The sequence below is a fragment of the Pseudomonas sp. RA_35y_Pfl2_P32 genome (genome assembly GCF_963970735.1).
Classification (GTDB): domain Bacteria; phylum Pseudomonadota; class Gammaproteobacteria; order Pseudomonadales; family Pseudomonadaceae; genus Aquipseudomonas.
The window spans coordinates 43501-59008 of sequence record NZ_CAXAQF010000016.1; the positions used below are offsets into that span (position 1 = coordinate 43501).

Here is a 15508-nt window from a genome sequence, read left to right on the forward strand (position 1 = left end):
CGGGAAAAATCGTCCATGTTGGCGGAATGATTCTATGCTCAAGGCACGTTGTAGTAGTCAGGGTAGACGCACTCATGAAAACAGACCTGCCGCACAAACAAAAAGGCGCTGTCGCCATTGAGTTCGCCTTGGTGTTCGTGATTTTTTTCGCGGTGTTCTACGCCATCGTCAGCTACAGCGTGCCGTTGTTGCTGATGCAGTCCTTCAATGAGGCCACGGCCGAGGCGGTGCGCCGCAGCGTTGCCCTGGACCCCAACACCGACGACTATCCAACGGCCGTGGTCGACCTGGCCAACGCCGTCCTGCAGCAACAACTGTCCTGGGTGCCCGACGCCTTCAACCTCACCTACGGCACTGGCGGCGATGCCAAGGCGGTCTACAGCGCAGGCCAGTTGACCGCCAGCGTGACCTACCCCACCAGCAAGCTCAACCAGGTGATTCCGTTCCTGGTGTTGCCGGGAGTGGGCACGGTTCCCAGCCTGCCGACCAGCCTGAGTGTGCAGTCGAGCATTCAATTTTGAGGCCCGCTGGCAAGCTGTTCGGGCGATGGCTGCAGCGTTCCCCCGCCGTGCCGCGGCCCTCCCTTGAGCGCCCGGTCGTACCCAGCGTGGGGCTGCACCTGCAACTGGATGCGCAAGGTCGGGTGGTACAGATCAGCGGCCCCGTGCGCCATTTGCTCGCCCACCCACTATCAGCCAGCACTGCCCTGCACCTGGGCGACTACCTCCTGCCCGGCAGCCGGATGGCGGTCGACGGCCCACCCAGCGAATGGCACGGGCACAGCCTGGACTTGGACTTTATCGGCAGGGGGGCAGCCACCCTGCACCTGCGCGGCTGGGCACAACCGTCTGAGGAAGGCTGGCTCCTGCAACTGCTGGATATCGGTGACTTGCTGCAAGAGCGTCAACAGGCCCAACATCGGGATACCTGCCAGGCCCTCGCCGCGCGTTGCAGTGAGCAACTGCGCCTGTGCAGCCTGACGCGCCTGCCCGAGGTTGTGCGCGAACAACTGCAGGACCTGGCCCAGCAGTGGCGGATCCCCTGCGTGGCCATTGCCCTGCTCGATGACACCCATCAGGACTGGCGGATTCACAGCCAGTACCACGCCCACGATGCTCCCCGGCTCTGGCACACCGGCCAGTCACTGGGCACTGGCCTGGACAGCCTGGACGGCAGTCACCCGCACGCCCTGCACGGCGTTCAGGGCTTGAGCCTTGCTCCGCGCCTGCGGGACATCTTTGCCGATGCCGAAGGCTTGCTGGTGCCGTATCGCGACGCCCACGGAATTGGCGCCTGGCTGCTCTGTGGCTTTTATCCAGCGATGCAGTCTGCGCCGGTCCTCGGCGAGCGTGATTGGTTGCTGCTGCTCGCCGCCCTGGCCGGGCCACTACTGGGGCGCCTGCGCGAGCAGCAGCAACAGCAGCAACTGCAACGACTCGACGCCCTGCAAGGTCTGCTCGGCAGCGGCTGGTGGGAGCTGCACGATGAGATGCAACTGGCCCCGCAACTGGCCCTCAACCTGCACCTGGAACACGCGCAACTGCCCCTCAGCGAGTGGCTGGCGGTGTTCCATCCGGTCGACCGCGCCGAACTGCAGAGCCGCCTGCAGGATCTGCTCCAGTGCGACCGCCCCCTGCTGCTCAGCGTACGCCTGCAAGATCGCGATGAGTGCCACGCCCCCATCTGGTATCGCCTACAAGGTCAGGTGTTGCAGTTGGGCGAGCAGCGCCGGCGAGTGGGGTTCATGCTTGATATCAGCGACATCAAGAATCAACAGCAACAAGCCGCCGCCGCCCATGCCCGGCTGGACAATCTGATCGCCAGTTCGCCCGCGGTGATCTACGTGCAACGGTATGAGGAAGGTGCACTGCAGCCCTGTTTTTTCAGCGACAGCCTACTGCCGCTGCTCGGTTGGCAACTGAGCGAACTGACCGAAACCAGCCTGATCGAACGCATCCACCCCGACGACCGCGACCTGTATTTCGCCCGCACCCGCCAGTTGCTACGCGAAGGCAGCGTTCGCGCGCGCTACCGCATGCGCGACCGGGCCGGCGCCTACCACTGGTTGCTGGACGAGGCGCGCCTGCTGCGCAATGACCTTGGCGTACCGGTTGAGGCCGTCGGCCTGTGGCTGGACGACACCGAGGCCACGCTGGCCACCGAGCAGGTTCGCCAGAGCGAGGAGCGCTACCGGATCCTGGTGGAGGATTCGCCGGCGATGATCTGCCGTTATCGTCCCGACCTGACGCTGACCTTCGCCAACCGGCCACTGGCCAAGTATTTGGAGTGCCCGCCGGAGCAATTGCCAGGGGTCGACCTGGGCAGTTGGTTGTCAGCCGAACAGCGCGAAGCGTTCCTGTTGCGCATCCAGCAACTGACGCCGGAGTTTCCGGTCAGCACCGCAGAAATCAGCCTGCAACTGCCCGGTCGCGAACACGCCTGGTGGGTGTGGTCGGACCGCGGGGTGTTCGATGAACAGGGGCACCTGCTGGAAGTCCAGGCGGTGGGCCGCGACAACACTGAAGTGCGGCGCTCCCAACAACAGCTGACGCAAAGCGCCAAGATGGCCACCCTCGGGGAAATGGCCACGGGCCTGGCCCATGAAATCAACCAGCCGCTGAACGTCATGCGCATGGCCGTCGCCAATGTGCTCAAACGCTTGAGCAACGGCGATGTACCGGCCGACTACCTGCAAGACAAGCTCAGCCGTATCGACACCCAGGTCCAGCGCGCGGCGCGGGTGGTCGATCACATGCGGGTGTTTGGCCGGCGTTCGGAAATCGAGCAGCAGCCGTTCAATCCGGCGCAGGCGGTGGAAGGCACCCTGGCCCTGCTGGCCGAAGGCATGCGCGGCAAGGGCGTGGAGTTGCGCATCCAGCACCTCGACATCGAGGTGCTGGTCCGCGGCCATGTCGATCAACTGGAGCAAGTGTTGATCAACCTGCTGGTCAACGCCCGCGATGCCCTGTTGAGCAAGCGTGAAGTGCAGCGCGAATTTGAACCCTGGATCACCCTGCGCGCCGAGGCCGATGCGCGCACGGTGCGCCTGTGGGTCGAAGACAACGGCGGCGGCATCGACCCGCGCCTGCTGGAGCGCATCTTCGAACCGTTCTTCACCACCAAGCCGGTGGGTGTCGGCACCGGCCTGGGGTTATCGGTGAGCTATGGCATCGTGCAGAACATGGGCGGGCAGTTGAGCGTGCGCAACGCCGAGCAAGGTGCTTGCTTCTGCATTGAGTTGCCGGTTGCCGAGTCGCGCTAGAGAGCCAACTGCGCTCTACCGCCGGCATGACAGCTGAGGTTGGCACCAATCTCCGCGTTCCCCAGACTGATCCCCAGGGCCTTGAGCAAGGTGTTGACGAGCGGATCCAGCAACGGCCCGATGAATCCCTGCACGGCATTGACCAGGATCGTGCTGACCTGATTCAACAACCCCGCCACCTGCGCCAGTGCATTGCCGGTGATGTTCCCGCTGGGCGGAACATAGGAGGTCACCTGCAGACCGCTCAAGGTATTGCCCAGACCTGTAAGGATGTTGATCGAGTCTATCGCTTGATACTGCGCAGGCTCACCGATATTAGGGGGCAACGGATAGACCAGGCTTTGCGAACGCTCGCCGATACTGGTTTGCGCTTTGAGCCCCAGTCCTCCACCCTTACCTAACGTAACGGGACCACAGCCCAGAATACCCGCGCAGGTTCTAACGCCGATATCTATCAACCGTACAGGCTCTACGGTAATGGCCGCAGCCGAGGAAAAAGCCTGGACCGGATCAATCTTGCCGATGCCCAGATTCGCGACGGAAGTGGTTGCCTGGACCGTCACGCTCTTGGTGGCCTCGCTGGCGCAGTTGTAGTCGGAAAGGTAGCTTTTGGCACTGGCGGCTTCCAGGCTGATATCCAGCCTGGAAGCAATCGACAGGACGGTGTTTTCGCAAGGCGCGATGACCAGGCATAAAAGCGAATTCACCACGCCCACCAGATTAAGGTGCAACAGGTTGTTCACTACCCCCGAAACCGGCGTCAACAAGTCGGGAAGCGCCGATACCAACTGGGAAATGGTCTTGAGTATCGGCAGCTCGACGGAGACCAGGGCCCTGACCTGGGCCGTACGGACAAAAATCTGATCCTTGCCGGTGGCCAGGCCAGCCTTGGCCAGCGCCGGATTGCCGATCGTCGATAACTGGGGCGGCTCGATCACCTTGAGCGTAATGCCCACCGTGCCAATCAGCGGTATGTTCACCTCGGTCGACACCGCAGCGGCACTTTTACTGTTGGCGAGTTGGGCAACCGCCTGGACCAACTGGAAAACCTGCACAGTGGAATCCAGGCCCGCCGTGGATGCCCCTGTCTGCACGTTCAACACATCCCCCAGCTTTAGTGTCTGCGCCGCACTGGAAATGTTGCTGATGGACTGCAGCGCCTGCACGGCGACCTCGGCCGTTGCACCGCCTTTGCTCAGGACCTTGATCGCCGCGTCGATCAACTGAGTGGGCGACACCGCCGTACTGAGCAGCGTTTCGTAGTCGCCGGCGTTAAGAGCCAAATCCACCGCCAACTGATCCAGATAGCTCAGAAGCTTGATGTTGGTATTGACCAACCCTTCCCAACCGCCGGCAGCCAGCTTCAAATTACCACCCAGCATGCCGCCGATCAGCGCATCGAGCAGGCCCGACTTGGTGCTGTCGATGACACCCAGGGTGGTGCGGATAGTCAGCATCGCCAGCGGAGAGGGCGATGCAGCAACGGCGGTGGCGGTCAGCCCGGTGCGCAATGGCAGCGGCCCGCTGGAGAACAGCGCCGCCACACCGGAAGCAATGCTGCGAGGCACGGAATTATGGGCAACGACCCGAATGGCTTCAGACTTGCTGGCATCAGCGCTGAACTGCCGCAGGTTATCGTTACCGGTGGTGAGGGTGCCGCATTCAATCGCGAGGGTTTGCTCTGCGTTGGTACTGAACCCGTTGCGCGCTGCACTTTGCGTCGCGTAGGTCATTGCCGTATTGGCTGCCTGACAATGCCCACCGCGAGTCACCGCTTCCAGCGCTGCGGTGTCGACCACCCGCTGCAACTTGCGCTGTTCCAGATACAGTCGACCGCTGTCAACCACCAGCAGCGCAAACAACAGCGCCAGGCCAAGGGTCATTGCCGCGACCAGGCCAATGGCCCCACGCTGGCGACCTCGACCGCGAAAGCATGAACGAGGAGACATCGAGCACTCCTTGCTACCTCCAGTAGTGTTCGCAGTGTAGTCAACGCGCGCGGGCGGCGCTGGCAAGTTGCCAGTGCCGCCGCCAGATGGTCGCTCGGGCGGGCTTATCTTGGTGGGTAGTTACTCAGGATCCGCGTCACCGTCTCGCGAATCGCGTTGCTGCGATCGCTGGGATTGGGTGAGCGGCTGAGCATCTGTTCGTCACTGCCGCGCCACACCAGCTTGCCGTCCTTGCCGTCCAGCAGGTCGATCTGGATGGTGGCGACTTTGTAGCTGACATTGCGGGTTTCGTTGTACATCGGCGCGCCCCAGTATCCGTTCCACGGGTTGCCCCAGGCACCGCCGTAGTTGGTGGTGACCTGTTGCTGGCGCTCTTCGATGATCAGGTAGGTCTGTACATTGAGATCACCCTTGCTGCTGCCTGCTGCCGGGCGCAGGCCACGCTGGTCGAGTTGATCGGCCACCGACTGGCGAATGCGCTGCTCGGTGAGGTCGCTCTGGATCCGCGGATCGTCCGGGCGGTATTGCAGGGCGGGCTCCTTCCAGGTCCAGCTGTGGTAGGCGGCGAAGTCGCGGCTGGCGTCAAAGTCGTGATTGACCTGGTTGGACTGGCAAGCACTGAGCAACACAGCGCAGGCCACGAATGCGAGACGGCGGAACATGGTTTTTCTCCGGTTCAGGCCCGCACACGAATGCGAGTCATTAAGAAGGAGGATACGCCGCTACGGCCTTTTGAACAGCTTCTCTTAATGCATCCCCGCGCTTGCGTTCATTTCCCTCGACGCTGGTTTCGGCGCTGGCGCTCCACACCGGTTGGCCGGTGCCCGCGTCGTACAGATCGACCCGCACCACCAGCACCTGGATCTGGTAGGTGCGCACAATCGGCACCGTGTTGTACATGCCGACGCCACTGCCATAGCCGTTGCCATAACGGCTGTAACCGCCGTAGGCGCCATAACCGTAATCGTCCTGCACCTGCTGCAGGCGGGTTTCCTGGTGCAGGTCGGCGCTGACCAGCAGGTCTGCCGTGTGCGGGTCATGCAAGGGGCGCAGGCCTCGCTGGTCGAGGGCGTTGCTCACGGTTTCGGCGATCTGCGCCGAGTCCGCCCAGGCCGAGCCATTGGGCAGTTGGCCGTCGAGCCAGGCCCAACTGCGGTAACGACTGAAGTCTCGCGGGGCCGCCGGGTAGGCGCTGCGGTCGAACGTCTGGGCCGCTTGCGGCGGCGCCGGTGGCAGGGGCCTGGAACTGGCGACGTAGGGGTTGCTGCCCTGGCAGGCGCCAAGCCCCAGGCACAAGGCGATCAATCCAAGACGGCGTTTCATGATGCCCTCCACAGGTATCGGGGTCAGACCGGGCGACAGATCCAGTGCAGGTAACGCCCCAGCCCGGCGAATGTCGGGTGACGACGGTGCGCCAACTCCATCTCCAGCAAGTCGAGCAGTTCGGCACGGGCCTGGAACTCCACGGGCATGTAGTCATGGAAAACCCGCACCCCACTCTGGGTTTCGACCGTCCACAGGCCTTGCAGTTGCGTCGCCAGTTCGCGTGGATCCAGGGGCATTTGTGGGGTCAGGCTCTGCTTCTCGCCCGCCATGTCGTTCTTGCGCATCTTGCGGAAGTGCCCCTTGAGCAAATTGCGGTAAATCAGCGCATCGCGGTTGTAGAACGCCAGCGACAACCAACCGCCCTGCGCGGTCAGTTGATGCAGCACCGGCAGAATCGCGTGGGGTTCGGCCAGCCACTCCAGCACCGCATGACACAACACCAGGTCATAGGGCTCGGTGAGCTGCCCGAGCAGTTCCTGCCAGGGCGCCTGGATGAAGGTCGCGGTTTGTCCGGCCTCGGCGAAACGCTGGCGGGCACCTTCGAGCATCGGTTCGGCCGGCTCGGCCAGGGTCACCTGATGCCCGCGCTCGGCCAGCCACAGCGACATATGGCCCAGCCCGGCGCCGATGTCCAGTACCCGCAGCGGGCGGTCCGGCAAGGTTTGCGCCAGGTCCGCCTGCAACACCGCGAGACGGATCGCGCCCTTGGCACCGCCGTAGATTTTTTCCGCGAAGCGGGTCGCCAACTGATCGAAATGACGGTCGCTCATCAGCTGAACCGCCGTTCGCTGTCGGCCAGCTTGCTGCGCACCACCTGTTCCATGTCCAACCCCAGCTCGCTGCACAGCAGCAGGAGATAGAGCACGATGTCCCCCACTTCCTGGCCGGCGTGGGCCAGGGTGTCGGGCGGCAACTGGCGCGACTGGTCTTCGCTCAACCACTGGAAGATTTCCACCAGCTCGGCCATTTCCACACTGGCGGCCATGGCGAGGTTTTTCGGGCTATGAAATTGCCGCCAGTCATTGCGGTCGCGGATGCTGTGCAGGCGTTCGGTCAGTTCAACAAGGTTCATCGGGCTCTCCTGAAGGCGTATAGCTTCGGGCGGATGACCGCAGGAAGCAAGCTGTCGCTACGCGACAGATCGCGAACAGACGGCGCGCCGTCTGCTCGCGATGGCGGACTAATCGACGACGTTGAACTCGACCCGTGCCGTCTGCCCGCCTTCGTCGAGGACGCTCAGCTCAACACGTCCAAGCTGCTCGAAGGTCGCGTTGATGTTCTCCTGATTGGCGCTGTCACCCAGCGGTGCGCCGTTGACGAACCACCAGCGCCGGCCGCTGCCCCCCAGGGCCGACAACTTCAGGCGCAGCAGCTCCTGGCTGGCGGCCGGACGCCGGAGCTGATCACCCTCACGGACGCCGACGATCGACAACGGTGAGGATGCCGCCAGCAGCGGACCCGGGCAATCAGGGTCGTTGGCCGGCAAGCGTGCTTCGCGCCGTTCGAGCCGCGGCAACCACGGCTCCAGCGGTGCCGGCCACAACGCGATATCCCGGGCCACCGCCCCCGGACACTTGGCGTCGACCCGCAACCCACGCTCGTTCACCCAGATCTTTTCCACCAGGCCCACACCCAGGGGCTGGTCCATGGCTTGCAGGGTCGGCGGCGTGGTGCCGTCCAGGGTCCAGGCGAAGCGCTGGCGGCGGCAGTTGGGGTCGGTGCGGCTCATGGGCTGTCCCAGGGGCCAGCAGATCGCGGCCACGCCGACGTTCAAGGGCACCGGCTGCACCGGGGCGCTGATGCCACGCTGGCTGTCACGGTTGATCAGCACATCATGGACCTGCAGCATCAGCGGTGCCGTCGAGGCCAGGCCAAACTGGCCGGGCACCGGGGTGCCGTCCGGGCGGCCGATCCAGATACCGATCAGGTAACGCGGGCCGACACCTATCGCCCAGGCATCGCGAAAGCCGTAGCTGGTGCCGGTTTTCCAGGCCAGCACCGGACGCTGCACCAACTCGGCTCGCGGGTCGCGGTCGGGGCGCGCCTGTCCGCTGAGAATGCGCCGCACGATCCACGCCGAGCCCGGCGACAGCAGCGGCCGCTCGCGCAGTTGATCGTCGGGCTGCAAGCGAATGTTGGCGCTCTTGCCGCCACGGGCAAAGGCGCTGTAGCCGCTGACCAAGTCCTCCAGCCGGCTCCCGGCACCGCCGAGGATCAGCGACAGGTTGGGCTCGGCCAGGGGCGGCAAGGCCAATGGCATGCCGCCGATGCGCATTTCGGCGGCGAACCGTTTCGGGCCGTAGGCTTCGAGCAACTGCACCGCCGGCAGGTTCAGTGAGGTCGACAGCGCACTGCTGGCCGGTACCGGGCCACTGAAACCCATGGAAAAGTTACCCGGGCGGTAATCGCCATAACGCCGGGGCACGTCTTGCAGCAACGACTCGGAATGGATTAGCCCGGCGTCCATGGCCATGCCATAGAGGAACGGCTTGAGCGTCGAACCCGGCGAGCGCAGGGCGCTGATCATGTCGACATGACCGAAGCGCCGGGTGTCGTTGATGTCCACCGAGCCCAGGTAGGCACGCACCGCCATGCTTTGGGCCTCGACCACCAGAATCGCCGCCGAGGTGTGCTCCGGCAACCGCGCGCGCCAGCCCAGCAACAGGTCCTCCAGACGCCGTTGCAGATTGGCATCGAGGGTGGTGCGAATCAGCGGCGGGCTGTGCGGGCGGTTCAAGCGTCGCGCCAACAACGGTGCCAGGCTGGGCTCCAGGCGGGGCGCCAGCAGCAAGGGTTCCTCCAGGGCTTCGTCGACCGCCGACTGCGGCCACACGGCAAATTCGCCCAGCCGGCGCAGCACCTTGTCCCGTGCCACCTGCGCGCGGGCCGGATGACGGTCGGGGCGCAAACGACTGGGCGCTTGCGGCAACACCGCGAGCAACGCCGCTTCGGCGTGGCTCAGGTGCTGCGGTGACTTGCCCAGGTAAGCCCAACTGGCCGCGGCCACCCCTTGCAAGGTGCCGCCGAACGGCGCGCGATTGAGGTACAGGTTGAGAATCTGCTCCTTGGACAAATGCCATTCCAGCTGGGCCGTGCGCCACAGTTGCCGCAACTTGCCCGACAGCGTCCGCGGATGGGGATCGAGCAGCCGCGCCACCTGCATCGACAGCGTGCTGCCGCCAGACAGCACCCGCCCGCCGCTCAGGTTCTGCCACGCCGCCCGGCCCAGCGCCAGCGGGTTGACCCCGGGATGCTGGTAGAACCAGCGGTCTTCGTAGGTCAGCAGTGCCTCGAGGTAATAGGGCGAGACTTCGCTCGTCTGCACCGGGTAGCGCCACACGCCGTTGGCATCGGCGAAGCGCCACAGCGGCGTGCCGTCTTCGGCCAGCACCACCCGCGCCAGATCGTCCTGGGGCAGGGGCAACGGCCAGAGCCGGTCGGCCAGCCACACCAGGGCCACCAGCAGCACCACGCTGCCCAGCAGCCAACGCCACGCCCGCTTGCCCCACGAACCCAGGCGCCGCGTTAGTATTGGAAAAATCAAACCCGCAAACCTCTATGCTTCAAGGGAACTCACCCACCGCTTCAACAGCCAAAGCCTCAACTCTGGCACCCACGCCCACTCTTTCATCAGGATGCACACATGCAGGTAGAAAGCTTTTTCGAATGGCTCGGCCAGGCGCTGGGGTCGGTCATCCGCTTCATCGTCGACATACTCAGCGGGTTGTTCAACACCTTGAGCCACGCTGGCGGCAACTTTGTCGAAGGGCTGTCACAGGCGCTGGGCATGGACACGTCGATCGTCAGCATCCTTGCGCTGGTGGTCGGCCTGTTGCTGCTGTATTCGGCCATCCGCGCCTTCATGCGCGCCTCGATCATCGGCGGGATCATCTGGCTGGTCTTGGGGTTGTGGGTGTTGAGTTGGGTGATTCACTGAACCACCCAACTCCTCGTAGATAACACCGGGGCATTCAACGCCCCTTGATCACCATCTCCGGCACCGTCTCACCCACCGCCTGCCAATTCGGCCGGTACATCGACTCCACCTGCGGGGGCGGTACACGATAGGTGCCGGGCGTGACCGCCCGCGCCAGATACAGCAGGTGCGTGGTGCCATAGCCGTCGAGGTTCAACGCTGCGACGTAACGATCGTCACGGAACTCCTGGTGCTTGAGGCTGGCGTTCTGCATCGATTCACGCCACTCCTTGACCTTGCTGCTGGCGTTTTCCAGGCTCGCAGCGCTTTGGGCCAGGTTCTGGTTTTCCAGCTCCAGGCCGGCCGGCAACAGGTCCACAACCAGGGCGTCCGGTACGCGCTGCTTGGCGCTGACGGCGATATGCACCAGCACCAGGTCGCCGCTGGCCAACGCCTTGAGGTCCAGCGGCTGGCCGTTCATGCCCAAGTATTCACGACGGATGCTCAGGTTCTCGCCACCCGGCGCCGGCGCCTGCTGTGGATAACCCGAGATTGTCAGTTGCTGATAGACCGGCTCGCTGCCGGCATTGCTCAGCGTCAGCGGCGAGGCCAGCAACGGCCCTTGCAGCTTGAGCCCGGGCTGGGCGTTGTTCAGCTCACGGGTTTGGGTGCCACTGCTCAACTGCGCAGTCCAGTTGGCTTCAGGCTTGCCCAGCAAACTACGGCCGGCGAGGAACAGCGCGTTGCGCTCCTGGGTCGACAGGTACGGGCTGGCAGCCAACTGGTCGGACAGTTCGAACAAGCGCTCTTCACGCTTGCCCTTGTCCAGGTCGTATTCCTGCAGCAGCGCCAGAGTCAGCGCCTGGTCACGCAGCGGGCTGCCGTAGTCGGCCAGCCAGTCGTTGGCCTTGCGTGTCGCCGCAAGCCCCGCGACCAGCGCCTGGGCGGCGCGAGGTTGATCGCCCATTAACTGCAGGGCCACCGACAACTGCACCAGTGGCAACCCGGAACGGGCATCGCTGCGCCGCTCGAACAGACTGCGCAGCGCGCCCAAAGGTGCCTGTTGGCTGCGGGCCAATACCAGGCCGGCATAGGCTTGCACGGCAAAGCGCGTGTGTTCGGCGTTTTCGCTGTAGTCGACTTCGATCAGGTTGCGCTCCTGCAGATAACGCAGCAGGCGCTCGTTGGCTTTTTTCAGGGCCTCGGCCGGCACGCCGAAACCCTGGTCGCGGGCGCGCAGCAGGAAGTCGGTGACGTAGGCTGTCAGCCAGTACTCCTCTTCCCCGTCGGCGCCCCACAGGCCGAAGCTGCCGTTGTAGCGCTGCATGCCCAGCAAACGCTCGATGCCCAGTTCGATCTTGCGCTTGCGCTCGGCCTCTGGCTCGCCTTCCAGGCCCAGGCGTTTCAGGCTCGCCGCGTCGGCATACAGCGACGGGTACAGGCCGCTGGTGGTTTGTTCCGAACAACCGTAGGGGTAAGCCTTGAGTGCACGGATCTGCTCGCCCAGGTTCAGCGGTGGCCGGCTCGACAAGCTGAGCAAGGCTTCGCGCCCGGCCGGCTCGAACAGTGCCAGTTCGCTGTCAGGCAAGCTCCAGGGTTGCTCCTTGAGTACCGCGCGATAGTGCTTGAGCAGCGCCGGATAGGCCGGTCGCACACCCAGGGTCCATTCCCGGGTGAAGGGCGGCAGGTTCTCGCCCGGCAAGTCGAGGCCGTTGACCAGCACCTTGACCTTGCCCTGACCAAAACCACCGAGGGCACGCAGGGGAATTCGCAGGGTAGTGCGCTGGCCCGGGGTCAACGCCACGCTGTGGGCGGCCGTGTCCACCAGGGCCAATTGCCCCTCGGTGCTCATCTGCACCTGCAGCGTTTGCGCCTTGCCCGAGAGGTTCGACAGGTCCAGCGCCAGGCTGGTCTGGTCGCCCCCGGCGAGGAACCGTGGCGCCGAGAGTTCGGCGATCAACGGCGCGGCAATCACCGTCTTGGCTTCGGCCATGCCATAACGATCATCGGTCCAGGCCTGGGCCATCAAGCGCAGTTCGCCATTGAAGTCCGGGATATCGACACTGACCTGGCCTTCGCCCTGCTCGTTCAGAGTGACCGGCGCGCTTTGCAGGGCGACGATGGTCACGCTGGTGTCCGGGCGTTTACCGCCCTTGGCCAGCGCCGCATCACCCCCAAAGGCCAGGCTGGCGAGACGGCCTTGGCCGGCTTCGATCAATTGGCCGTAGACGTCCAACTGGTCAGCGCCGTAAGCCTTGCGACCAAACAGGCTGGAGTAGGGATCCGGGGTCGGGTATTCAGTGATGTTGAGGATGCCAACGTCCACCGCGGCCAGCAGCACGTGGACCTGTTTCGGCACACTACCGTCGGCATTCCTGGCTTGGATCTTCACGCTCAGCGGTTGCTTGGGACGCATTTTTTCCGGCGCGCTCAGGCTCAGGCCGAGCTTGCGCTGGGTCCGGTCCAGCGGCAAGTGCAGCACGCCGACCGCACGTTTGGGGGTGACATTGGCCTTGCGCTCGCCGGGACGAATCACCAGCGCGCTGACATACAGATCGTGCCGCGACCATTTCGGATCAAGCTTCACGGCAAAGCTCTTGCCCTCGGCCGGCACCTCGATTGCCTGCCACCACAACGGGCCGTCGGCCGACTCCACCAGCAGGTAGCCTTTGCCGGCCGCCGGCGGCGTGACCATGACCGTGGCCGTGTCGCCATCGGCATAGGCCGGTTTATCCAGCGCCAGCTTCACCTGGTCCGGACGCACGGCCCCGCCTTCGGCGTTGTCCTGGGCACGGTAGCCGGCCCAGAAGCGCAGGCTGCTGGTCACTCCGGTCTGCGGGTCTTCGACTTCCACCCGATAAGGGCCCCACTCCACCGGGAAGCTGACCTTGGCCGTGTCACCGGCCTTGATGCTCAGGGTCTCTTCGGCAAGGTTGAGGAACTTCTCGTTGAAGTGATAGCTCCAGCCATCGTTGTCCGAGTAGTTCCAGTAGTAATCACGGCGCTCGCGAATCAAGCGCACCTTGAGGTTGTCGGCGGCCAGTTTCTGGCCCTGGTGGTTGGCCACCAACAGTTCGAACTCGACCGGACCATCGCCGTCGGTTTCCTCGCCATCGAACAAGGCTCGCAGCCCCGGCATGCGCTCGGCCGGCCATACCGATTGCACCACGCGCCGGGTAATCGGCCGGCCGCCGGACTCCTGCAGGCTGGCCTGGACAATCAATTGCAGCGGCGACTTGGCCTCGGCCCACTTGCTGTCGAGGGCAATCAGCACTTCGCCGTCTTCGTCCAGCGCGGTTTCCTCCAGCTCCAGGTCCTGGCTCAGCTCCTCTTCGGTGACCGAGCCAAACTGATAACCCGGCAGGCTCTTGACCGCCTCACGCAGGGGGCGCACGTAAACCTGGCCACTCAAGCGATTGCCGGCGGCCGGCGCGCCGTAGAGATAACGACCATTGACGCTGATGTGCGCGGTGTCGCCCGGTTTGATCGGTTGATCGCTGCCCTTGAGCTCCAGGGCCAGGCGTTCGGGCAGGAAGTCTTCGACGAGAAACTCGTAGAGCTGTGGCTTGCCGTCACCCAGGTCGAACACCAACTGCCAGCGGCCGGTCGGCGCTTCGCCGGCCAGTTGCAACGAGTACTGATACAGACCGGAGGCATCGGCGTCCCAGACAAACTTGCGACTGACCTGCTCGTCCGGGCGCCGCACTTCGACACTCACCGGCTGCGGCTTGACCGCGTTGCCGTCGGCGTCGCGCAGCAGGGCGTTGAGCAGCACGGTCTCGCCGGGGCGGTAGAGGTCACGGGGGCCGAATACAAAGAACTGCAACGGATGGGACTGGGGCCCGCCGATATTGAACTCGGCCAGGTCCAGCGCCGCACTGTTGAGCCGCAGCAGGCTGGTTTGCTGGCCCTGATGAGCCAGCAGCACTTCGGCCTTTTTCGGCAGCGGCAACTGAGCATGGCCGCCCTGCCCGGTCTTGCCCTGGCCGACCACGCGACCGTCGCTGTCCAGCAGTTCCAGGCTGACATCGTCCAGTGCCTTGCCGCCTTCCAGGGCTTGGGTGAACACGTCCAGGCGGTTCTGGTAGCGGTGCACCGAAAGGCCGATGTCACTGAGGGTGAACAGGGTCGCCGGTTGCGAATAGTTGTAGGTGCCCGAGGCGCGCATCACCGCCAGGTAGACCCCGGGCTGCTGCAGGGGCTTGAGACCGGCGATCGGCAACAGCAGGGTTTCGCGGGTGTTGCGCGCCGGGTTCAGGTCAAAACGGCCGCCATACACCAGCTCGGCCATGGGCAGCAATTCACGGGACTCGTAGCTTTGCAGGCTGTTGTTGCGCCCCCATTGGGCGAGGAATGCCGGCAGCGATTCGGATTTGATCCGAAAGAATTCGACGTCGACCTTGTCGACATTCAGGGCAATCACCGGCAGGCCTTCGGCCAGGCGCGTGGGCAGCAGACTGCCACGGCTGGCAAACCCTACGGTCGGTTGCAGGTCACGGGTTTCCAGGCGACTGACGTAGTCGCCGGCCAGCTTGGCGTCGTTGACCGCCAGCAGGCCGGCATCCACCGTCAGCACCAGTTTGCGCTGCGGCTCCAGGTGACGCAGGCGCAGCTCCATGAGGTTGTCGGAGAGCTCCCAGGCACCATCGACCTTGCCGCTTTTGCTGTCCACCAGGTGCAGCTTGTCGGCGAATTTCTGCTGAGGGTCCAGCGGCACCGAGAAGCTCACCGACAGGGTGCTGGCACCGTCAAGCTGGATTTCCGAGACATCCACCACGCTCAGCTCACGGCCGGTGTAGCGTTGCTTGAGCGCTGCGAGGTCCTGCCCGGTGTGCGCCTTGGTGGTGCTGACCGTGGCCGCCGGTGCGGAACTGGCCGGGGGTTGGCCAGGGGTCGATGAATCGCAGGCGCTGAGCAGGGTCAGCGCAGCGGCCAGAAACAATCCTTTGTTAAGCATGGGGCACTCGTGGGCAGGAGTATCGAAGGGTTGAACTATAGCCCAAGCGCTTGCCGGGCTGGAGTGATTGACCAACGGTTGGGGGTTTGGTTCGCTGG

General features: G+C 64.4%; 10 protein-coding genes. 3 read left to right on the plus strand and 7 right to left on the minus strand.

What is annotated here, in order from left to right; translation table 11 throughout:
* The first annotated feature begins 74 nt into the window (after nt 1-74).
* Nucleotides 75-521 (plus strand): TadE/TadG family type IV pilus assembly protein, encoded by a 447-nt coding sequence (locus AACY45_RS17205; RefSeq protein WP_339546568.1) that lies wholly within the window; start codon nt 75-77, stop codon nt 519-521.
* Nucleotides 518-3262, plus strand: a complete 2745-nt coding sequence (locus AACY45_RS17210) for an ATP-binding protein (protein ID WP_445261194.1) — start codon at nt 518-520, stop codon at nt 3260-3262. Before AACY45_RS17205 ends, AACY45_RS17210 begins: the two co-directional genes overlap by 4 nt.
* Here AACY45_RS17210 and AACY45_RS17215 read toward each other — a convergent pair.
* From AACY45_RS17215 to pbpC, 6 genes are all read right to left on the minus strand, one after another.
* Complete coding sequence (locus AACY45_RS17215; protein WP_339546570.1) at nt 3259-5211, minus strand: pilus assembly protein TadG-related protein; 1953 nt, start codon at nt 5209-5211, stop codon at nt 3259-3261. The two genes, AACY45_RS17210 and AACY45_RS17215, sit on opposite strands and share 4 nt — an antisense overlap.
* Nucleotides 5212-5315: 104 nt before the next feature.
* Nucleotides 5316-5873: a DUF4136 domain-containing protein gene (locus tag AACY45_RS17220; RefSeq protein WP_339546571.1), complete on the minus strand. Its 558-nt coding sequence runs from the start codon at nt 5871-5873 to the stop codon at nt 5316-5318.
* A 40-nt stretch (nt 5874-5913) separates the two neighbouring features.
* A complete protein-coding gene (locus tag AACY45_RS17225; RefSeq protein WP_339546573.1) occupies nt 5914-6534 on the minus strand; it encodes a DUF4136 domain-containing protein in 621 nt (206 codons plus the stop codon).
* A gap of 23 nt (nt 6535-6557) precedes the next feature.
* On the minus strand, nt 6558-7307 hold the full coding sequence (locus AACY45_RS17230) for a methyltransferase (protein ID WP_339546574.1): 750 nt from the start codon (nt 7305-7307) through the stop codon (nt 6558-6560).
* Nucleotides 7307-7609 (minus strand): MazG-like family protein, encoded by a 303-nt coding sequence (locus tag AACY45_RS17235; RefSeq protein WP_095170187.1) that lies wholly within the window; start codon nt 7607-7609, stop codon nt 7307-7309. The genes AACY45_RS17230 and AACY45_RS17235 overlap by 1 nt, the downstream gene beginning before the upstream one ends.
* Before the next feature lie 108 nt (nt 7610-7717).
* The gene (gene pbpC, locus AACY45_RS17240; protein WP_445261196.1) at nt 7718-10054 is read right to left on the minus strand and encodes a peptidoglycan glycosyltransferase PbpC; all 2337 of its coding nucleotides are present in this window, start codon (nt 10052-10054) and stop codon (nt 7718-7720) included.
* 126 nt (nt 10055-10180) lie between these two features.
* Between pbpC and AACY45_RS17245 the strand changes: the two genes are divergently transcribed.
* A complete protein-coding gene (locus tag AACY45_RS17245; RefSeq protein WP_095170186.1) occupies nt 10181-10474 on the plus strand; it encodes a hypothetical protein in 294 nt (97 codons plus the stop codon).
* A 34-nt stretch (nt 10475-10508) separates the two neighbouring features.
* Here AACY45_RS17245 and AACY45_RS17250 read toward each other — a convergent pair whose 3' ends face one another.
* Nucleotides 10509-15410 (minus strand): alpha-2-macroglobulin family protein, encoded by a 4902-nt coding sequence (locus AACY45_RS17250; protein ID WP_339546575.1) that lies wholly within the window; start codon nt 15408-15410, stop codon nt 10509-10511.
* Nucleotides 15411-15508: the final 98 nt, after the last annotated feature.